This window comes from Paenibacillus vietnamensis (assembly GCF_020169515.1).
Classification (GTDB): Bacteria; Bacillota; Bacilli; order Paenibacillales; family Paenibacillaceae; genus Pristimantibacillus; species Pristimantibacillus vietnamensis.
In genome coordinates this window covers 119,244-140,538 of record NZ_JAHMHW010000010.1, presented here as the reverse complement: position 1 = coordinate 140,538, position 21,295 = coordinate 119,244, and the positions used below count along the sequence as shown (strand labels likewise).

15 protein-coding genes are annotated in these 21,295 nt (G+C 48.4%); all 15 read left to right on the top strand.

Translation table 11 applies throughout. The features are described 5' to 3' along the window. Positions 1-276 precede the first annotated feature (276 nt). Positions 277-1,776 (top strand): TROVE domain-containing protein, encoded by a 1,500-nt coding sequence (locus KP806_RS18565; protein WP_224725226.1) that lies wholly within the window; start codon positions 277-279, stop codon positions 1,774-1,776. Between the two features lie 18 nt (positions 1,777-1,794). Beyond that, a complete protein-coding gene (locus tag KP806_RS18560) occupies positions 1,795-2,592 on the top strand; it encodes a nucleotidyltransferase domain-containing protein (protein WP_224725225.1) in 798 nt (265 codons plus the stop codon). A gap of 15 nt (positions 2,593-2,607) precedes the next feature. After that, complete coding sequence (locus KP806_RS18555; RefSeq protein WP_224725224.1) at positions 2,608-3,834, top strand: RtcB family protein; 1,227 nt, start codon at positions 2,608-2,610, stop codon at positions 3,832-3,834. Between the two features lie 94 nt (positions 3,835-3,928). Beyond that, positions 3,929-4,300: a helix-turn-helix domain-containing protein gene (locus KP806_RS18550; protein WP_224725223.1), complete on the top strand. Its 372-nt coding sequence runs from the start codon at positions 3,929-3,931 to the stop codon at positions 4,298-4,300. Continuing rightward, complete coding sequence (locus KP806_RS18545) at positions 4,293-5,117, top strand: ImmA/IrrE family metallo-endopeptidase (protein WP_224725222.1); 825 nt, start codon at positions 4,293-4,295, stop codon at positions 5,115-5,117. The genes KP806_RS18550 and KP806_RS18545 overlap by 8 nt, the downstream gene beginning before the upstream one ends. Then, complete coding sequence (locus tag KP806_RS18540) at positions 5,110-5,700, top strand: hypothetical protein (RefSeq protein ID WP_224725221.1); 591 nt, start codon at positions 5,110-5,112, stop codon at positions 5,698-5,700. The genes KP806_RS18545 and KP806_RS18540 overlap by 8 nt, the downstream gene beginning before the upstream one ends. Positions 5,701-5,823: 123 nt before the next feature. Then, a complete protein-coding gene (locus KP806_RS18535) occupies positions 5,824-6,531 on the top strand; it encodes a nuclease-related domain-containing protein (RefSeq protein WP_224725220.1) in 708 nt (235 codons plus the stop codon). A 20-nt stretch (positions 6,532-6,551) separates the two neighbouring features. Beyond that, positions 6,552-6,878 (top strand): nucleoside triphosphate pyrophosphohydrolase, encoded by a 327-nt coding sequence (locus tag KP806_RS18530; protein ID WP_224725219.1) that lies wholly within the window; start codon positions 6,552-6,554, stop codon positions 6,876-6,878. Continuing rightward, complete coding sequence (locus KP806_RS18525) at positions 6,871-9,303, top strand: DEAD/DEAH box helicase family protein (protein WP_224725218.1); 2,433 nt, start codon at positions 6,871-6,873, stop codon at positions 9,301-9,303. The genes KP806_RS18530 and KP806_RS18525 overlap by 8 nt, the downstream gene beginning before the upstream one ends. Positions 9,304-9,628: 325 nt before the next feature. After that, positions 9,629-11,548 carry an AAA family ATPase gene (locus KP806_RS18520; RefSeq protein ID WP_224725217.1) on the top strand — a complete coding sequence of 640 codons (1,920 nt, stop codon included), beginning with the start codon at positions 9,629-9,631 and terminating at the stop codon, positions 11,546-11,548. Further along, a complete protein-coding gene (locus KP806_RS18515; RefSeq protein ID WP_224725216.1) occupies positions 11,535-12,557 on the top strand; it encodes a hypothetical protein in 1,023 nt (340 codons plus the stop codon). The genes KP806_RS18520 and KP806_RS18515 overlap by 14 nt, the downstream gene beginning before the upstream one ends. 172 nt (positions 12,558-12,729) lie before the next feature. Beyond that, the gene (locus KP806_RS18510) at positions 12,730-13,983 is read left to right on the top strand and encodes a vWA domain-containing protein (RefSeq protein WP_224725215.1); all 1,254 of its coding nucleotides are present in this window, start codon (positions 12,730-12,732) and stop codon (positions 13,981-13,983) included. A gap of 81 nt (positions 13,984-14,064) precedes the next feature. Then, positions 14,065-15,027, top strand: a complete 963-nt coding sequence (locus tag KP806_RS18505; RefSeq protein ID WP_224725214.1) for a helix-turn-helix transcriptional regulator — start codon at positions 14,065-14,067, stop codon at positions 15,025-15,027. 31 nt (positions 15,028-15,058) lie between these two features. Next, a complete protein-coding gene (locus KP806_RS18500) occupies positions 15,059-18,019 on the top strand; it encodes a PD-(D/E)XK nuclease family protein (protein WP_224725213.1) in 2,961 nt (986 codons plus the stop codon). Then, a complete protein-coding gene (locus KP806_RS18495) occupies positions 18,012-21,269 on the top strand; it encodes a UvrD-helicase domain-containing protein (RefSeq protein ID WP_224725212.1) in 3,258 nt (1,085 codons plus the stop codon). Before KP806_RS18500 ends, KP806_RS18495 begins: the two co-directional genes overlap by 8 nt. The last annotated feature ends 26 nt before the right edge of the window (positions 21,270-21,295 follow it).

Genomic DNA, 21,295 nt, shown 5'->3' with positions numbered 1-21,295 from the left:
CGACTTCTAATCGGCTTGTCGTTGGTTCGAGTCCAACTTCCCCTGGCGGGGGAATAGCTCAGTTGGTAGAGCAGCATGTGCCTTTCCGGCCAACTTCCTCGGTGATCTTTTAAAATAGCTGAAGCGCCGGTGAGGCGCTGGGATGGGTTACTTCGACCTTAATCGATCAATGGTTTACCCTTACCCGGGCAATATGGCAGGTTCGACTCCTGCAGCAAACCTATCCCGCCTTTTCCTCACCGGTTTCTTTGAAAGCTTTTTAGGAGGGCAATCACTATGAGCATGGCCAAAAAACTGTTCGGCTCGTTGAGACCGAATCCAACCAATAAAGAACATTACCCGGCGTTCGCACGGTCCATTGAGGAGCAGTATGTGCAGACGCTTCTGACCAATACGATGAGCAATACCTTCTATGCGGATCGGAAGGAGCTCCTCAGCGATGCGGAGCAGCTTCATCATGAGATGGCAGTTAGCAATCCGGGCTTCATGGCCAAGGCCATCGTGTTTGCACGGAACGAAGGCTTTATGAGGCTGCAGCCTTTGTTCGGTTTAGCCATTCTATCGATTTATCGTCCGGATCTGTTTGCGGCGATCTTCCTGCAAGTGGTGCGCATTCCGTCCGATTTGTCGGATTTTCTGACGATATTGAAAGGGCTGGGACGCGGGGAGGGCGGCCGTGCGGTCAAGCGGCAGGTTAACCGTTTCTTGTCCGGCGTGTCCGAATATTGGGCGATAAAATATAACGGCCGCGGCCGCGGCTACAGTCTCGGCGATGCGATCGCAACCGCACATCCGAAGCCGGAAGACCTGAAGCAGCGGTCCTTGTTCAGATATTTGCGGGGACTGGAGGCAAACCTTGCGCTGCTGCCCCAAGTCGAAGCTTTGGAAAAGCTGAAGCTTGCCTCAACCGAGGAGGAGCAGATCGCGTGGATTGAACGCGGCAGGCTTCCCTATGAGACGGTGACGGGAGCCATCAAGCCGTCCAAAGCCGTATGGGAGGCGCTGCTTTACCAGATGCCGACGTTTGCGCTTCTCCGGCATATGAACGCTTTGCAGCGGGCCGGCGTTTTGGAAGAGCAGCGCAATCTGGACTATGTTGTGAACCGTATAACCGACGAACAGGCACTCCGGAAAGCTAAAATTTTGCCGTTTCGGTTGGCGACCGCTTTCCGCCAGGTCGATCATCCGGAGCTTCGGGATGCTTTGCGGGAAGCCGCGGAGCTTACCTTCGACAACCTGCCCGAGCTTGGTGAGAAAACGGCGATCTTCCTTGATATATCCGGCTCCATGGATGGGCAATACTTAGAGATCGGCTCGGTATTTGCTTTGGCGCTGTACAAAAAAACGCAGGGCAGCTCGTTGTTCTGGCTGTTCGATACGGACGTTATCGATGCGAAGCCTTCCCGCAAAGACAGCATTTTAACGCAGGCCTCCCAAATCCATGCCTGTGGAGGAACCGATACAGGGGCGCCCGTCCGGAAGCTGATCCGAGAGCGGAGGAAGGTCGAGCAGATCATCATCATCACGGATGAGCAGCAGAACAGCGGCAGCCCGTTTTACGAGCAGCTGAAGCGGTACCGCTCCAAAGTGAACAAGGACGTGAAGGCGTTTGTTGTCGATATTGCTCCTTACCGTCATGCGATGGTACCGGTAGAGGATCCTCAAACCTATTACATCTACGGCTGGAGCGACACCGTGCTTTCCTATATCGCGCAGTCCGTGCAAGGTTATTCATCGATAGTGGAGCGGGTAGATGGGTTAAGCTTAGACGGTTAACAGAAAGGAGAGACCGGCGTGTCAGAGGTTAGACAACAAATCGTAGACGAACTAACCAAAATCGAAAAAGAAGAAAACGTTCGGATCCTGTACGCTTGCGAATCGGGAAGCCGCGCCTGGGGCTTCCCTTCCAAGGACAGCGACTATGACGTAAGATTTATTTATATTAGACCGGTAGATTGGTATTTATCGATTTTTGAGAAGCGGGATGTTATCGAGCGGCCGATCAACGACATGCTGGACATCAATGGCTGGGATTTGCGCAAAGCCTTGAGCTTGTTCCGCAAGTCGAATCCGCCGCTGCTCGAATGGCTTCAGTCCCCGATTGTGTATATGGAGAACCATGCGGTAGCAGAGCAAATTCGCGACATCTCTCCACTCACGTTCTCCCCCAGGTCCTGTATGTTTCACTATCTGCATATGGCGAAAGGGAACTACCGCGACTACTTGCAGGGGGAACAGGTGAAAATCAAAAAATACTTTTATGTGCTCCGCCCGATTCTAGCCTGTGAGTGGATCGAGAAGCACAATACGATGCCGCCGATCGAATTTGATAAGCTTGTCGCGGATGTCGTGCCAGGGGAAAGCGAGCTTAAGGCGGCTATCGACAGTTTGCTGGTCCGCAAAAGGGCAGGCGACGAAATGGATTTTGAGCCGCGGATCAATCCGATCAGCGAGTTTTTGGAGGAAAAAATAGCGTATTACGAGCAGACGGCATCAGGCATGCCGTCATCCGGCGGAGTCCAGGATCAGCGGCTTGACGATTTGTTCCGGACCGTGCTGAAGGAAGTATGGGAAACAAATGATGAAAGGTAGGAGTGAAAGGATTTTATGGCTTATCAAAAAATAGACGGTGTACGTGTCTGGGGCAATCCCGACGACGCGGCGCTTGCTCAAGCGAAAACGTGCGCACAAACAGGAAACGTCGTTCAAACCCTGCTTATGGCGGATCATCATAAAGGGTACAGCCAGCCGATCGGCGGAGTTGTCGTCTACGACGGGCAAATCTCCCCTTCCGGCGTCGGATATGATATCGCATGCGGGAATAAAGCGGTGCGAACCGGCCTTTTTGTGGAAGACGTAAAGCCCAGACTGGCGAAGGTTATGGATGAGATCGCCCGCAAAATCTCTTTTGGAGTGGGCCGCGTCAATAAGGAAAAGGTCGATCATGACCTGTTTGACGATCCCGATTGGGACGTTTACAGGGCGGTAGGCAAGCAGGAGCATGACAAGCTGAAAGCCTTGGCGCAGAGTCAGCTCGGCACCGTCGGCAGCGGCAACCACTTCGTGGACTTGTTCGTAGAAGCGGAAACCGGCCGGTTGTGGATTGCGAATCATTTTGGAAGCAGGGGCTTCGGGCATAAGACGGCAAGCGGTTTTATCAACTTGGCTGCCGGCAGAGACTTTCTCGCGAACGCCCCCGGTGAGAAAATGGATCAGCCGCCTGTACTCCTTGATCTGAGCAGCGAGCTGGGCGATATGTATTACAGGGCGATGAAGCTGGCCGGGCGTTACGCCTATGCCGGAAGGGAATATGTGATCCGCCAAGTGTTAGCCATTCTGGGAACGGAAGCGGACCTTGAGGTGCATAACCATCACAACTATGCCTGGAATGAGACGCACTACGGCAAAGAAGTTGTCGTCGTCCGCAAAGGGGCGACCCCTTCAGCACCGGGTCAGGTTGGTTTTATCGGCGGCAGTATGGGGGATATCTCCGTTATTGTACAAGGGAAGGACAGTGCAGAGAACCGGGATGCTTACTACAGCACTGTTCATGGCGCGGGACGGATCATGAGCCGAACCCAAGCGGCGGGCAAAATGAACTGGAAAACCCGCACCCGCAGCGGCGGACAAATTACGCCTGAGCAAATGCAGCAGGCTGTCCGGAATTTCGGTGTAGAGCTTCGCGGCGCGGGGACGGATGAGAGCCCTTTTGTATACCGGAAGCTACAAGAAGTGCTGGATGCGCACTCCGAAACGATCGATGTCCTTCACGTGCTGAAGCCAATCGGCGTCTGCATGGCCGGGGCGGATGAGTTTGATCCTTATAAGGATTGAGGGGTTTAATTTTTGTGTATAAATTACACGTCAGTGTGTTGAACTTGTGTATTTTAGTGTATAATAGTTCTGTAAGAACTAGGAGGTGATTCCAATGGCCAAAATAAAGGATGCCGTCATTGGGAAACGAATTCGTCAAGCGCGGCAGGAATTGTCTTTTACTCAAGAAGAGGTTGCTTCCGCTGTAGGGATGTCGAGGGATAAATTTGCAAATATTGAATCCGGCCGAACGACATGTTCACTGTCAGATGCAAAGGAAATATGCGATTTTCTCGGTCTTGAAATCCAGGAGCTGTTGAAGAGCGATGAAAGCTCACTGGAGAACATGATCTTGTTCCGTGATGGAACTGGGGAAGATGATGATCAATTGTTGGATTTGTCCGACACGATTTATCGTGAGTTGATGGGACAACTTAAGTTGTATCGTGAAAACGTGAAGAAAGAGGGACAGTTTCGACATGTTTAATCGGCCAGAGGGGAAGATCGACCTTACCGATCCGGAGAAATCCACTCTTCGTTTAGATGCAGTTGCCTTCGCCAATCAAACACGGGAACGACTAGGTATTTCCCTGTATGATCCCATTGATATCATTAACCTCGTCGAGAGAGATGGTATTTATGTTTTTCAAATTAAAGATCTGGGATGCTCCGGTTTTGTTCGTGTATTTGATGACCAAAGAGTCATCTTTGTAAATGCAAGCGAGTCTTTGGGACGTCAACACTATACGATAGCGCATGAGTACTGCCATATTTTGCGTGATCTTAAGAATTACACGCGACTCAAGGAGCTTCCTGAAGACGAATTTCAATATGAGATGAAGCGGATGGAATACTTTGCTTTCAAATTTGCCGATTACTTCATCATGCCGGAAGCGTCGCTTTTTCATGCATTAACGCAGTTTGACGTCCGCGATTACGGGAAAATCACCTTGCAGGATATTTTGCGTATACAGCATCATTTTGGAGTAAGTTATCTTCAAACGATTCGGATGTTAAATAAAGCGCACGTCCTCACGGACCTCCAACAGACTGAATTTAGAGCATACAGTACGAAAGAGGATCCTGAGCGACTGATTAAGGTAACGTTGGAGGCTGGTTTTTCAGAAGCTTTGATCATCCCATTGAAACATTCCCGAATCCCTGGCGAATATTTGGAGTCTTTGGCCGACAATATTCATAATAGACGACTAACTCCGAGAAAGGTCAAACATCTCGAGAGCCTACTTGGCATTCCTCTCATGAATCTGATGCCAGAGCCGGGCCAGGGAGGGACGGATGACTAGCAGATCTGTTATCGTTTCCGATACGGATATTTTAGGGCATACCATAAAAGGCGGAATATTTGATGTTCTTGTTCCGAGTGTAATCGAGGAGATATACATAACCCCTCAAGTAGAAAAAGAGCTCAGATCCAATCATCTACACTATCAGGTGTTTCACCAATATAACCAAAATAACCGGATAAAATTAACCAAGGAAAGATGGGCATTGCTCTCCGTCAAGTCCCGTCAGGAGGTTAACAAAGTAAAAAATCGAATGAGGGCTGTTCTTGATCCAGGGGAGTTGGAGTGTTATGCCTATTCCGTTGGATTAGGTATCGATGCGATCATCAGCGATGATAGAGATGCTAGAGAAAAGATCATACATGATTCCGGACATCAGAAGTTGGTCATGAATTTTGCCCAGCTCCTCATTCTTGGTGTGAAAATGGACAAGTTTGATCTTGAAACAGCCGAGAAGTATTACGATCAGGTTGTCCAAAGAAACATGCTATCAAGGTTCGCATCTTTCTCGAAACAAATTGAACTTTTTGACCGTTTTACGATAAATCATTCTTGGACACAACAAATACTTGCCGAGTTGTAAGACACAGACGTCTATCAGGACGTCTTTTTTGTTGCTGCATGTCAGTCTTTCACTCCAGCAGGACTTCCTACCCAAATTGTCGAATTATACCAAAATAAATTCACGTCACGAAGGAGCTCCGTAATGCTTAAGAAGTTACTTTCTCTCTTCCACTCAAAACCCGCAAAACCAGAACCGAAAATAACACCAAAAGAAACCCAAGCAAAAAAGCCGGCCAAGCCGAAAGTGGCGCCAACACGTATCGGTGAACTGGGAGAGCATAAAATCAGCATCCAGCTTGATCAGCTGTCCAAGCAGTATCAACATCTGAATGATCTGCTCATACCCAATCCCAAGGCTCGCTCCGGTTACTCCCAAATCGATCATCTCCTTATTACTCCTTATGCCATATTTGTGATTGAAACTAAAAACTACAATGGTGAGATCAAAGGGACGCGTGAGGACCGGAATTGGAGCGTCAGCAACCGCTTTAAAATGTACAATCCGTTGATGCAAAATTACGGTCACATCAAAGCGGTGGAGCAGCTATTAAACGATTACCCAAATGTAAGGTACATCTCCATGATTTCCTTCACGATGAGATGCAGATTCAGCATCGATCCGGAGCTGAGAAAGATCGGATCGGACGAGCTGATTGTTTATGACGTGGAGCTGACTGAGTTTATTGAGCGGAAATTAGCAAGACTCAAAGCAGAGAATCCTTCGCCACGGTTTACAGATGAAGAGGTCCGGGCCATTAAGGCTAAGATCGCTTCGGTGAATATAACAGATCCTGCTATTAGGACTCAGCATATTGAGAAATCGAAGATCGTGAAATCTACCTCAAAATAAACAAAGATAAGGAGACACTTATGCCTACATACAACAAACTAGTCCGTGACCGGATACCAGAGATCATTACGAAGGAAGGCTTGTCTTTGACCAGCCGTATTTTAGAATCGGACGAGTATTTAACTGAGCTTCGCACGAAGCTGAAAGAGGAAACGAACGAGTTTTTAGAGGCGAAGCCTGGTGCCGAAGCCGTTGAGGAGCTGGCAGATATGCTGGAGGTCATTCACGCGCTTGCGGAGGCAAACGGAGTAACCGTTCAGGAGCTGGAGCGGATTCGTGCGGAGAAGGCGGAGAAACGCGGCGGCTTTAAAGAGCGAATCTTCCTTATTGAGGTCGAAGATGCCTGACATTAAGCTCATCACAGAAAATCTCGCAGACGAACTCATCCCAAGCATACAGAAGGCTTCAGGGATTTATATTTTAACATCCTTCGTTATGGAGTCGGGCGTCAGGCTGTTGGCGCGGCATTTGAAGGAGGCGTTGGATAGAGGGGCGGAGGTTAAGCTGCTGGCAGGCGATTATCTGTTCGTCTCCCAGCCGGAGGCGCTGCGGGCTTTGCTCCGCATTCATCCGAGCATTGAGGCGAGACTTTGGCGCAGCCGTGGCACTTCTTTCCATCCAAAAGCCTACCTCTTCGACTATGGCGATGGAGAAGGTCTGTTTATCGTGGGCTCGTCGAACTTGTCCTTGTCCGCGTTCCGGATGGGCGTGGAGTGGAACCTGGCGGTCAATGCGCAGGCTGAGCCGTTTACGTTCCAGCATGCGCTGGTCAACTTCATGCGGAATTTTTACCACGAATTTACGCAGCCGTTGAATGAAACGACCATCGCTTACTATGAAACGGCCTACAAAGCCTACCATCAAAAAAATCCGGAGCTCGTCCAGTCCATCACTGAGATGGAAGAGTCGGAGCTGATGCTCCCTCAGAAGGAGCCGAAGCAGGAGGACAGCGCGTCAGACGGAAAAGAAGGTGCGATCACTCCGAGAGCGGCACAGCAGGGAGCGCTCGAAGCGCTGGATATCACGTTCGCGGAAGGCTATGACAAGGCGATGGTAGTGATGGCAACGGGGCTTGGCAAAACGTATTTGGCAGGTTTTTTCGCCAAGGAGCGGTTTCGCCGCGTGCTGTTTGTTGCGCATCGCGAGGAAATTCTGCATCAGGCAAAGCGGTCGTTCCTCCACATCATGCCGGACAAAACGGCGGGACTATACAACGGCTCGGACAAAGAAACCGGAACGGATTTTGTATTCGCATCGATCTATACGCTGAGCACCAAAATGCACCGGGAACGCTTCAAGCCGGACGCCTTCGACTTGATCGTCGTCGATGAGTTTCATCACGCCGCGGCGAAATCGTACCAGAGTGTGCTGTCGTATTTTCAATCGCGCTTTCTGCTGGGCATTACGGCAACGCCGGACCGGATGGACGGGAAGGACGTTTATGCGATTTGCGACGGGAACGTGGCGTATCAGCTGCATTTTATCGAGGCGATTCAAAAAGGCTGGCTCTGTCCGTTCCATTACTACGGCGTCTATGACGCGACGGACTATTCGCAGCTGACTTGGCTCGGAACAAAGTACGATGAGAGCGAACTGCTCGAGGTTCAGCTTCGAGAAGAGGTAGCCGCTAACATTTATGAGGCTTGGATGCGGCATAAGCAGACGCGGACGATCGCCTTTTGCTCGTCGATTATGCAGGCTAACTTTCTTTCGGATTATTTTACCGGGCAGGGCGTTGCCAGTCTGAGTCTGCACTCGGATACGCGGTCGATGTCGAGGCAGGAAGCGATTCGCCGTCTGGAGCAGGGAGAGCTTCAGGTGATTTTTACGGTGGATTTGTTTAATGAAGGCGTCGATATTCCATCCGTCGATACGCTGCTGTTCGTCAGGCCGACGCAGTCACTTACGATCTTCACGCAGCAGGTTGGCAGGGGGCTTCGGCTTCATGACGGCAAGCAAGCATGCACGATTATCGACCTGATCGGAAACTACCGGAATGCTGATATTAAACTGAGCTTATTCGATACGGGAGTGAGTGAGGATGCCACTGGCAAAAGAGGGCGTGTGACGCCGATCGCTCCGGCTGGCTGCCTCATCGAGCTTGAAACGAGCGTCATCGATATGCTGGAGGAGCTGGCTAGCAAGAAGCAGCCACGCAAGGACAAGCTACGCAGCGTGTACTTGGAGATCAAGGAAGAGCTTGGCCGCCGGCCTCATTATTTGGAGCTGCATCTGCTGGGTAACGCGAATAGCCAGGAGTACCGCCAGGAGTTCGGCTCCTATACCGGATTCCTGTACTGGTGCGGGGAGCTGAATGAGCTGGAGGAAGCTGTCTATCTCCGTTATGAGCGCTGGTTCAAGGAAGTGGAGAGCACGCGTATGGAGAAAAGCTACAAAATGGTGCTTTTGATGGCGATGCTGGAAAGAGGGGCTTCGTTGTGGACTACCCCGATAACGCCGCGGGAGGCGGCTCCGTTCTTCCACCGGTATTTGACAGAGAAGGAATATCGCCGGCGGATTGATTTTTCGGATAAAGAAACGCTGCGGTTTAAGGAGTATAACGAGCAGAAGGTTGCCGCTCTAATCGCGCGTATGCCTATGACCAAGTGGAGCGGGAGCTCGAAGGGGCAGATTACGTTCGACAACGGGGAGTTTGCGGTTCAGCAGGAGATTCGGCCAGAGCACTTGGAGCTGGTTTATGCGTGGACGAGGGAGATTTGTGAGTATCGGTTGCATGGGTATTTTGAGAAGAAGGCGGAAGCTGTGACATAGAAAAGGGGATCATATGAGTCAGAAGCAAATATCAACGTCTGCATTAGCGAAAGAATTGGGATTACCGGCAAAGCAGCTATTTCAAACTTTATTGGATGTATTCAGAGAGATAATGAAGCATGGGTGCTGACCCATAAAGGAATTGATTTGGGCGGTACAATGAAGAGCCATCCTCAGCATGGCGCCTATATCGCATGGGATGGCAAGATAAAGGCATATCTATCAGCGCAGGGCGGTGCTGAGAAGCTCATTAGCATATGATTTGTTCATAGAGTCATTGCTTCATGAAATGAAATAATAATTATGGTGCAAGGGTGATCTAATAATGACGTTACTGTACATATGGTTAGACAATTACGGTTCCTTTCAAAAGCAAGGCTTTCAATTGGACAGTAAACTACGATTCCATTATAACCATGATAATAGGGAGCTTAATATTCAAAACAATGATCACTACATACCAGACTTCTTCGACTTACAGCGCAGAGGGAGTATGGAGGAGAATGGTAAAATCGCCAATGTTACTGGCATCATTGGAAAGAACGGAGCGGGCAAGACAACCTTGTTGGATTTCATAAAGGAGCAGCTCGTGCATGGGGCGGGAGGAATTCAGGATAAAGCTATTGTTGTATTTCAAACGAAAAACGACAGGGTTATTTTTCACCATGTAGATCTTCCTATTGAAATTGGTAATTACAAGGAATTTGGGTTTTATCTGAAATCGTATGATGAGTTTGATTTTTCTTTTAATTTAATTAATTATTCCAAGATATCCTCCCATATTTCATACATTTTCTTCTCAAACATTTTTGATGCGAAACGGGAAATACAGCGGGGGAATCTAATGAACATTTCAACGAACTTTCTAGTGAAACAAGATAAGCTGGATGCCCTTGAAACACATATTCGTGACTCGAACTTTAGTGAAACTGAGATTTTTCGGCTAGCCGAAATCAACCGGAAATTGAATTTTATTCATAATTACAAAGTCAGTGATTTGCAATTGCCTATCAAATTACCATCCCAAGTCACGGTAGGCGTGAATGGCATATTCCCAACGGAAGCGGTTGATGAAAAGAAAAAAAGTATCAACGTTCTGAAAGAGCGTGTGTTGTCCTTTAGGGGTAAAATGAAAGTCATGTTGTCAGAAAAAAACTTTAAGACTGCCGGAATCGAAAAAGTGAAATTGGCTTTCTCACATGCCTTGATCGACTCTTTTCTTTATGATTTGGCAAATTACCGTGAGACATCCATCCCAAAGTCATTTCCGAAGGAATCCGGAATCGAACCCCAGAACGCGGATTGGCGATCGTTAATTGTCCGAAATTTGGAGCAGATCCGATCTAGCTTTGTCGGTGAAAAAGTTGCGAATCGTGATTTGATCCGATGGATGGATGGAGTACAAGAAATGCTGGACTTTTTCGACAATTACATAAACGAAAATAATATCGATGATGGTCAATTGTTAATGCCTTTAAATACGAATGGTAGATCCGAAAATATCATGAAGCATTTGCTTGAAAAGTATAAAAAGGCAATGGGTTTTACACCGTTTCTAAATTTCGACTGGAGAGGCCTAAGTTCTGGGGAAAAAGCGATGCTTGGTACTTATGCCCGTTTTTTCAGATTGTCGGATGAGCAGGAACGTGCCACCAATCTCCATTTGCAAGATCAGGTTATTGTCCTCATTGATGAGGGAGAATTGTATCTTCACCCGGAATGGCAAAAAGGATTTTTGTTAAGTCTTATTGAATTTTTGCCATCAATCTATAAGGGTCGAACAATTCAAATCATCATAACTTCGAATTCACCAATAGTTGTCTCAGATTTGCCTGCCGCTAATTTAATTTTGATCGATAAAACGGAAAAAGGTAGCCGGGTTATAGACGGACTGGTGGACAACAAACAAACGTTTGCGGCCAATATTCATACTTTAATGTCGGATGCTTTCTTTATGAATACCGGGATGATCGGGGATTTTGCCAGATATAAGGTCAATCAATTGGTTAACAGGGTCATGACTGGAACATCCGCCTTGTTGTGGGAAGATCGGCTTGAATTGGAAACTTGGATTAACCTAATAGGCGAGTCCGTATTGCGTAGCAAGATCCGGCATATGCTACAGGAAAAATTGTCCAATCAATATATGTATGAAGAAGCGAACCAAAGGCTGTATACCCTTGTTCAGAAACTTCAGAACGATCTGGAAGAACTAAAGAAGGATACAAGACATGATCAAAATTAATGCTGATCGGAAAGTGAATTTGAAGGAACTTGAAAAGAAACATTTGGACTACATGAAGGCCTATCATTTGCCTAAACTCCAAAGTATTACAGGAATAAAAAGGATTCGAAACAAAGGCATTTACTTGTATCTGCTCAATCATTTTGATGAGTTGGTAACGGGGGAGCCAGATGTTTTGCGTAAAATAATTATAGATATCCAAAAAATGGGGGTAGTTTTCGATTCCAAGTCCAGTAAAAAGACGAAGCTCTATAAAGATCTTCTGGAAGTTTTCAAATATAACGATTTCGTAACACGTTACCCTAATCCGGCTTCTGCTACACCTGTTTGGGGGGCCTACACGTTTGTAGCGGAACTTGGCGTAACCGTATGTCCATATTGCAACCGACAATATATTTTCACCTTATGTGATTCACACACAGGCAAGACACGGGGCTCGATAGACCATTTCTATAAGAAATCAACATACCCTTATTTGGCTCTTTCGTTTTATAACCTGATTCCAAGCTGTAAATTATGCAATTCGGATTTAAAGGGAAACAAGGAATTTTCGTTGGACACCCATGTCCATCCGTTTTTAGAAGAATTCGGGGAAGCCTATACGTTTAGTTTGAAAATGCGACCGGGCTTTACACTATTTAATAGAAAAGGTGAGTGTCAGATAGACTTTTTGTTGGGCTCCGGGGATGAGTTTGATATTGAACTTAAGAGCAATACACCAGACAACAAATTCGAAGATCGCCTAAAGAATAGCGCCGATATCTTCAAGCTCAAAGAGTTGTACAATATGCACAAGGATTATGTAGTTGAATTGATTAAAAAGAGTGTTATGTATCCTGATTCAAGAATTGATGAATTGCTCCATCAGTATCAGGGTAAGTTGTTTACAAGTAGAGTGGATGTGATACAAACTTTACTTTCTAACTATGTACAGAGCGCGCATCTGGACAAGCGGATTTTAGCGAAGCTATCGAGGGATATTAGTAGAGAACTAGGGATTGTGAATTAGATTTTGAATCGCCAAGAAGTAGAATAGATGAATGACTATAATTTTTACAATATTAACTTAGCTCAATTTAGGGCTAAGTTTTTTTACATACGAACAGCCATTCCCTGACACAGAAGCGTCCAAACGGTATGTTACATTCTTATCATCAATTAGGTAAGAAGGGATGCTGCAGATGAGCGAGAGCATTGGTACAACGACAAGGTTGAATAATCGGTACTGGCCGACGAGAGGAACCGAGAAAGCCTTTTTGCTGCTTGAATTGAACGGGGAGGCAGTGGAATTACGAAAGAAAAATCGTGCTCCTATGAACATTTCGCTTGTTCTAGATCGAAGCGGATCGATGGAGGGTGCTCCGCTGGTGTTTAGCAAGAAGGCATGCCAATTTGTAACGGAGCAATTAACGGATAATGACCGATTCAGCCTGGTCGTCTTCGATGACGAGGTGCAAACAGTAATCCCGCCGCAGAAGGTGACCAATAAGGACGGATTGAAAAAGCAGATCGAATCGATTGTTGCAGGAGGAAGCACGAACCTTAGCGGCGGGTTGTTGCAGGGCATTCAGCATGTGAAGCAAGGGAAAGAAGAGGGTAGTGTGAATAGAATCATTCTTCTTTCCGATGGCCATGCCAACGAAGGAATAACGGATAGTGATAAGCTTCAGTCTATAGCCAAGGAATTTAGCAGCATGGGAATAGGCATTACCGCAATGGGAGCTGGAGACGGGTTTGACGAGGAGCTGATGGAAGGCCTTGCTGAGCACGGAGGAGGCAACTTCTATTTCATTGCCAAGCCCGAAGAGATTCCAGCTATATTCTCTAAAGAGCTAGAAAGCTTACTATCGGTCATTGCGCAAAATACACGTCTAACAATTAGGCCGTCAGCGAACGTATCAATAAATCGTATTTACGGTTATCAATCCGAACCTGTCGAACAGGGGGTGCAGCTTTTACTAGGCGATGTGTTTGAAGGGGAAACCAAATCCGTTTTAATTGAGCTTTCATTCGGTCTGCATTCGGAAGGCAGGCATAGAGTGCTTGATCTTATATGGGAGTATGCTGATGTCACGGAAGGAGTTCAGCTGTGCACGATCCAGGATTCAATAGAAGCAGACTTCACAAGCGACATTCATCTACTTATGCATCAAGAGGCAGATCTGTACGTGGAGAAACAGATTAAAATTACCGAAACCGCTCTAGCTATCGAAGATGCGATTGTTGCTTTTGACCAAGGCGATGAGGATATGGGGGTAAGACTGCTTCAGCAGCAGGCCGATACGATGCTCTGCGCCGCGATTCAATCGGAAGATGCGGAGCTGAGAGAAGAAGCTCAGCTGCTCTACCATCAACTGGAGAATTTCTCGTTCACCAGTCAGACAAGGAAAACACTCCATCAACAGAAGTATCGCCAAATGAAAAGAAAGAAGTAGCAGGACTCTCCTAAGCCTAGGTCGAAGTTACTAGATATTGCCTTAACTGACGATAGTCTAGACAAGAGGAGAGAATCTGCCGTGACCGAACGTTTAATTCGCTTAATGCGCATGATTAATTTGATACAATCCAAGCCTGGTATACTGGCCAGGGAGCTGGCCGAACGCTGTGAGACAACGGAACGGACGATATACAGAGATCTAGAGACGCTTTCCGCCATGAATATACCTATTTCTAACTTTGGACATGGGAAGGGATATGCATTTATTAGCAACTTCTCGATGTATCCGCTGGATTGGACAGAAGAAGAGGCGGTTTCATTTTCTATGCTACCTTCCGTGCTGGAGCCGATCAAAACGCTCATTCCTGAAGGTTTTGAGTCTGCGTATGAGAAGGTCATGGGCACACACCACAAGGAGAGAGTAAGACGAGTCGATATTGTGCAGCATGTAGCGGATATTATTCAATTGGGAACGCCTGCTTACAGGGAAGACAGCAGCTCCTACTTATTTGATATTATTCAGGCTGCTCTGTCCCAGAAAACGATCCGTGCGGTCTACTATTCGCAATATCGCGATGACGAGTCGGCTCGAGAGATTGATCCTTATTTTCTAATCCCGCGAGATTATCGCTTCTACGTCATTGGTTATTGTCATAAGGCGAAGGATATTCGGACGTTTCGTATCAGTCGCTTTCGATCGGTGGAAGTCCTGGAACAAACGTTTGATAAGGGCGAATTCAATCTGAAGCAATATATGAAAAATACATGGTCGATCGAACGAGGCAGGGAGCTCATTCGCTTCAAGGTGAGGTTTCATTCCGATATTGCCCGGTATGTGAAGGAAGAGGAAATGTTCTTGAAGCCGAAAATGACACCGCAAAAGGACGGTAGCCTTCTCTTCGAAGTGACGGTGAATCATGATCGTGAATTTCTGAATTGGCTCAGCCAATACGGACCTGATGCGGAGATTTTGGAGCCAAACTCTTACCGGGATGTCATGCGCGAGAAGCTTGAACGTTGGAAGACGCTTTATGAGGTGTAAGGCATGAATATGACAGTCTGGAGGTCATTGGATGACGCCTAATGCGAAAATTCAGCAATTGTACACCTTCATACAGAATCATGCGTTGCAACGAAAGTTGGTCATTGCCGGCAGTCATGCAGAGGCTCATCAGTGGCTGGAGCAAGCGAGCAGAAGGTTCGGCCCTTTGCTGAATGTTGAGGTGCGCACGCTGGAAGGCTGGGTGCTGGAGAGAAGTAAGCTGTTGCTCGCGAAGAAAGGGCTTCGTTATCTTCCAAATGCGCAATCCAAATGGATCATCTGCAGACTACTTCAGGAATTAAGCCGCTCCGAAAACAACTATTTGAACGGCATTGCTCTAACTCACGGACTGACGAATGTGTTTCATCAAGCGATAATCGAGCTTCGCGAATGCGGTATCAAAGCGGCGGAGCTTAGCCCGGAACTGTTCGAGAACGCGATTAAAGGGAGTTTTATCAAGAAACTTTTGCATCGTTATGAACATTGGCTGGCAGGCAGCGGACTCATGGATTGGGCGGGACTTGATGAAGTCATCGAGCAGCCTGCGCAAACGACAGATGTCATCGCAGTCGATGAAGGCGTGCTCCACTCCCGATTACATAGAAGCCTGTTTCATAAGTTAACGAATGGAAACTATACGACATTAGCCAACGAAGCAGTTTTTACCAGTCCCGATTCGTTGTTCCCTTGCGAGACAGCAAATTTCTTTCATGCGACTGGCTCCTTGGCTGAGGTTCGAGAGGTACTTAGGCGGATTGCGAAGCAGAAAATACCGCTTGATCATGTCGAGATTATCGCTTCCGATTACAGCTTGAATGCCGCGGCCGTCTACACAGCTGTTACATCAAACGGTATTCCATGCACGTTCGCAGAGGGCTTGCCGATCGGGATTACACGTACAGGGAAAGCTGCGAAGCTTTTTATGGATTGGTTAGAGTCCGGTTTTCAAATAGATCACATCCTGTATGGCATGAAGCAAGGCATTCTCCGATTTCTAAATGTTGAAATAGAAGAGGATGGAATGTCCAAAATTATACGAGCAATTGAGCAAGCCGGCATCGGATGGGGGAAAGATCGATACGCTTTATTAGGTAAGCTGGCGCAATCAGGCAAGCTTTCAGTAGAGCAGGCTGCACTCATGCAAGAACTGCATCGTCAATTTGAAAGGCTGCTGAGTGCGATTGATAATGCTCTAACCTCTCCCGAGAAGCTGGTTAATGAGTTGTGCACTTTTGTTGAAACGTACGCTGCACTGCAGTCAGAGGAGGACTTTGAAGCTGCGGCCGCCTTGCGCAGTCTGGAGCAAGAGATACGAACAGCCGGTGGGCTGACGATGAAGCCGGAAATGGCGCTGCGATATATTCGTGAAGAATTGAAAGCGATCAAAGTCCAATCCGTCGCGCTTCCAAAGCCAGGGCATATACAGGTGACCTCACTAAGCTCCGGAGGACAAACAGGCCGTCCCTATTCCTATATCATCGGCATGTCGGAGACATGTTGGTCCCCTTCGATGAGACAGGATCCCGTTTTGCTGGACGAGGAGCGAGTCAGGATCAGTGGAGATCTTCCAGTGAGTTCAGAGCTCGCCGGACAACGAATTCGTCAACGAAACAGCCGAGTAGGTATGATTCGCGGACAATGTACTATGAGTTTTTGTTCCTATGACTTGTCTGAGCAGAAAGAGCAGACGCCCGCTTATGAGCTGCTTCAGATCTTTCGCCGAAGGACAAATCAGCCGGATGCTGATTATGAGCAGCTTTACCAATGGATGGGCCGCGCAATGCGTTATGTAGGAGTAACTTCCGGTGCGGCTGTCGATGCGTTAGAGGTATGGCTGGGAGCGATGCTCCGCGAAGACTCTCGGCTTGCATCGGCCGAGCGCCTTCTATCCCCCTGTTATCCTTGGCTTCAAGAGGGAGCCAGGGCGGAGTACGCGAGGCGAGACCTCAGCATTTCGTCTTATGACGGCATCGTAGATACGTCTCGTTATCCGCTGAGGTTACCAGGAGAGGCGGGCAACGGCTCCTCATTCAGTGCGAGTATGCTGGAACGTTACGGAAGATGTCCATTGCAGTTCTTTTACCAATACACGCTGGGCGTAAATCCGAAAGAAGTGGCCGTCTACGATCGAGCGGCATGGTTGAATGCAAGTCAGCGTGGGAGCCTGCTGCATGATATATTCGAACGTTATATCAGTCAGTTGAAGGTCATTAGCCGTACCGCGGCGGATAATTGGCAGCATACAAACGATACCGCTCATGCCGCAGCTGCAGGTGCAGTGATCCACGATCTTACGACTCTGCGTCGGATTACAGAGGAAGTAATTGTAAGCTTCACGGAGAGGGTGCCTGCACCAAGCGAGCATATTTTTCAGAAAGAGGCGGAAAGCATCCGGAAGGATGCAGAGATCTTTTTTGCCTATGAACGACGGAGGTCAACGCTTCCTGTCTTCACCGAGCTTCCATTGCATAATGATCAAAGTCCGCTGTTACTGCAGCTAAGAGAGGATTGGATGCTCCCTGTTAAAGGTTTCGTAGATCGTGTCGATCAAATTGCTCCTCATCGCTACAAAATATTTGATTATAAGACTGGCAATCCACGCAAATTCAAGCAGCATGAATGCTTCTCTGGCGGAACGCAGCTGCAACTGCCTTTGTACGGTATGGCAGTTGAGCAATGGATGCGGGAATCTGGATTCGACGCGGAAGCGCGGGTAACGGAATCTGCTTATGTATTTCCTACCGAGAGAGGGATGGGTGAAGAGGTCAGTCGCTCACAGAATCGAAGGGAGTCATTAGCAGATGTGCTTCAGGTCATGACGGAAAGTATGAAGCAAGGACTGTTCCCGCCAACCAGCGATGCGAACAACTGCACCTGGTGTGATTATCAAGCGGCTTGCGGCGGGCAAGCGGAGCTGTTCGAGGAGAAATGGGACGCTCCTAGCAATGCTGTAACACTTGGGCGGATATTGGAGGTGAAGGGCTTTGCTTAAGGAGCTGGCCATTGCGCATGATGAGGAAGCTCGTTATCGGATCGTAAGTGAGTTGGATACGACATTTCTAGTAGAAGCGGGAGCCGGCTCCGGTAAAACCACTTCAATCGTCGGCAGAATGATCGCTTTGATAAAAGCGCGGAAGACAGAAGCTCGGCATATTGCAGCGATTACATTCACAAACAAGGCCGCCTCGGAGCTTCTCACACGATTCCGGATCAAGTTGGAACAAGAGATTGCCCGTGCAGAGAACCCTTCAGGGAGAGAAGCATTGGAAGCCGCGCTGCGTCAGGTACCAGAATGCTTTATCGGTACAATCCATTCGTTCTGTGGTAAGCTACTGCGAGAGCGGCCAATTGAAGCTGGGCTTGATCCTGCTTTCCGTGAAATGGAGGAGCAGGAGGATGAGGAGCTCCAGGCACGAAGCTGGGATGAGTATGTGCAAGAGCTGCAAGCACGAGACGAAGCGGCTGTGCTGGAGGAGCTGGCCGCCCTGCAAATTGATATTGAAGACCTGCGGGCTGTATATAACCGGGTCTGTGAGTACGAAGATGTGGCGATTTTCACCGAGCACATCGAGCGGCCTGACTTCGATCGAATTAGAGTGACTTTGTTTCCTATGGTAGAGGAAGCGGAACTTTATATACCGACAGTGGAGCCCGAGAAGGAATGGGATGCACTGCAAAAGGCCATTCGGGCAGCTCGCAGGCATATGGAAACTAAAGATATGAACGATGATAGGAATGTGCTGCTGCTTGCCAAGCTGTTCGATCGAGGGTTATTGCCAACATTGAAGCGATGGACAGATGCCAAGAAGGCGAAATATTTCAAGGAGCAATTTCAAGAATGGCAGGCTGCGGTGCTGAAGCCTTTCCTTCAGCAGTGGCGTGAATATGTACATCCCAAAGTAATCGCATTCGTTCTGCCGGCGGTGCGTTACGCGCGTGAGAAACGGATGGAAGCGGGCAAGCTTAACTTTCAAGATCTATTGATGAAAGCTGCTGAGCTGCTTCGTTCTCATCCTGCGGTTCGGCAGTATTTTGCAGGGCGTTATAGAAAACTGTTCGTCGATGAATTTCAAGATACGGATCCGATCCAGGCGGAAATGATGATGCTGTTGACGGGAGCGGACAGCTCAGAGTCCGATTGGCGGAAACAGCTGCCGCGCCCCGGTTCTCTGTTCGTTGTAGGCGATCCGAAGCAATCGGTCTATCGGTTTCGGAGGGCGGACATTTCAACGTATAATTTTGTGAAAGAACGAATTACCACTGCAGGGGAAGTGCTTCAGTTAACGCGTAACTTTCGTTCTGTACAGGCCATAGGGGATTATGTCAACTATGCGTTCGAGAGCAAATTTGCCCAGCCGGGCATCCTTGTATCTGATTGCCAAGCCGCATTTGTGCCGATGTTGACGCAGCAATCGAATCCCTTAGGCAAGAGGGCTTGGCATGGCGTCTATACGCTGACCGTTCCGAAGCAAGAGAGGGATCGCCAAGCAGACATCTCATTGTACGATGCGGAACGAACGGCCCAGTTCATCTCCTGGGCGTGTGCGGGAAACCTAAAGATTCAAGAGAGAAGCAGGAACGGGGGGCTGACACAGAGGCAGGCTGTTCCGGGGGATTTTCTCATTTTACTCCATTTTCGAAGATATATCAGCTTGTATGCTCAGCTTCTAGAAAGCTACGGTCTGTCATCCGACACTTCGGGAAGCCAGGGCGTTCTTCAGGAGCTGGAGGCATTGCATCTTCTCGCGCAGGCGCTGAATGACCCGAGCGATCAAGTTGCTTTATTGGCCGTACTTCGCGGGATATTGTTCGGAATAAGTGACGATGATTTGTACCATTACCGCCAGGAGGGAGGCAACATTCGGCTCTACCCAAGTGTTGAAAGCGACTTGTTGACTGCTAAGGGGAACAGGGTCGAACAAGCGCTCTGCAAGCTTCGCCAGTATGCGGAGTGGACTCGGCTGCTTCCGGCAGCTGCAGCTTTTACTCGAATTACGGATGACATGGGAATCGTTCCGGTTGCCGCAGCGGCAACAGCAGGTGCTATTCGGAGCGGCACACTTATCAAGCTGCTGGAAGTACTGCAAAGCGAAACCGAAGCGGCTGTATATTGGAGAACGCTAACGGAACGATTAGGCAAACTGACGGAGAAGGACGGCATGGAAGCAGCAAGCCTGTTCGCGGGAAGCGGTACTGCGGTACGAATCATGAATTTGCATAAAGCGAAAGGATTGGAAGCTCCGGTAGTGTTGTTGGCTTGTCCATGCGGTAATGTCGATCACGATGCAAGCGAGTATGTGGACCGAATGTCCGAACCTCCACAGGGTTACTTTACGATTACCAAACCTAAGGATACTTATACAACAGAAATCATTGCTCAGCCGACAGGCTGGCTGGAACGTGCGGAGACTGAACGACTGTATATGCATGCTGAGAAGGAACGACTGCTGTACGTGGCGGCGACCCGAGCCAAGCAGCTACTCGTAGTTAGTCAATATCCAGATCGTCCGGCGATTGATCCTTGGAGCCCGCTGAGCGACTCGCTTCAACATCAGTTAGAGCTGGATGTTCCACAGGTAGCTCCCGTTACGGCAGAGGAGCTTTCATTTGCTCCTGATGTACTGGGAGCGCTGGATGAGCGGGTTCGCGGAGTGGCTGCCGCCGCGCAGCCTACTTATCAACTTGACAGCGTTACGCGACTCGCCAAGTCTGACAGTGAGATGTCGCTACAGCGTTCGGCGGAAGGCAAAGGAATGGCTTACGGTACGCTCGTTCATCGTCTGCTGCAAGCGCTTGGAGAAGGAATGGACAGGGAAGATTTGAAGATCTATTGCCGTATAGCGGCAGAAGAAGAGGGTGTTGAGGAGAAGTGGCTGGAACAAGCGGATCAAACTGCATGGCTGGTTACCGAATCACCTGTATGGGCAAGAAGCGTTAGAGCGAAGCGCTGTTACCATGAGTTTTCTTTTATGACTGCTCGAGCTGTTTCAGGTAAAGACTCAGCATCAACGATAACCGCTTTGCTCCGTGGCGTAATTGACCTCGTGTTCGAAGAGGAGGACGGTTGGGTGATCGTCGATTACAAAACCGACCATTACGAACTGGGACAGGAGCAGTGCTTAGTCGAGTTCTACAAGGCGCAGGTGCTCGCTTACATGGACGAGTGGGAAAGAAGCGTCGGCGGCAAGGTGAAAGAAGCGGGGCTTTACTTTTTGCATTCGAATCGGTATGTGACAATATAAAGCGAACCCGTATCGGGAGACGGATG

Excerpts from the sequence above, each read along its gene's own strand:
- KP806_RS18565 (WP_224725226.1), top strand. The coding sequence starts at position 277 with ATGAGCATGGCCAAAAAACTGTTCGGCTCGTTGAGACCGAATCCAACC.
- KP806_RS18555 (WP_224725224.1), top strand. The coding sequence starts at position 2,608 with ATGGCTTATCAAAAAATAGACGGTGTACGTGTCTGGGGCAATCCCGAC.
- KP806_RS18550 (WP_224725223.1), top strand. The coding sequence starts at position 3,929 with ATGGCCAAAATAAAGGATGCCGTCATTGGGAAACGAATTCGTCAAGCG.
- KP806_RS18545 (WP_224725222.1), top strand. The coding sequence starts at position 4,293 with ATGTTTAATCGGCCAGAGGGGAAGATCGACCTTACCGATCCGGAGAAA.
- KP806_RS18540 (WP_224725221.1), top strand. The coding sequence starts at position 5,110 with ATGACTAGCAGATCTGTTATCGTTTCCGATACGGATATTTTAGGGCAT.
- KP806_RS18535 (WP_224725220.1), top strand. The coding sequence starts at position 5,824 with ATGCTTAAGAAGTTACTTTCTCTCTTCCACTCAAAACCCGCAAAACCA.
- KP806_RS18530 (WP_224725219.1), top strand. The coding sequence starts at position 6,552 with ATGCCTACATACAACAAACTAGTCCGTGACCGGATACCAGAGATCATT.
- KP806_RS18525 (WP_224725218.1), top strand. The coding sequence starts at position 6,871 with ATGCCTGACATTAAGCTCATCACAGAAAATCTCGCAGACGAACTCATC.
- KP806_RS18520 (WP_224725217.1), top strand. The coding sequence starts at position 9,629 with ATGACGTTACTGTACATATGGTTAGACAATTACGGTTCCTTTCAAAAG.
- KP806_RS18515 (WP_224725216.1), top strand. The coding sequence starts at position 11,535 with ATGATCAAAATTAATGCTGATCGGAAAGTGAATTTGAAGGAACTTGAA.
- KP806_RS18510 (WP_224725215.1), top strand. The coding sequence starts at position 12,730 with ATGAGCGAGAGCATTGGTACAACGACAAGGTTGAATAATCGGTACTGG.
- KP806_RS18500 (WP_224725213.1), top strand. The coding sequence starts at position 15,059 with ATGACGCCTAATGCGAAAATTCAGCAATTGTACACCTTCATACAGAAT.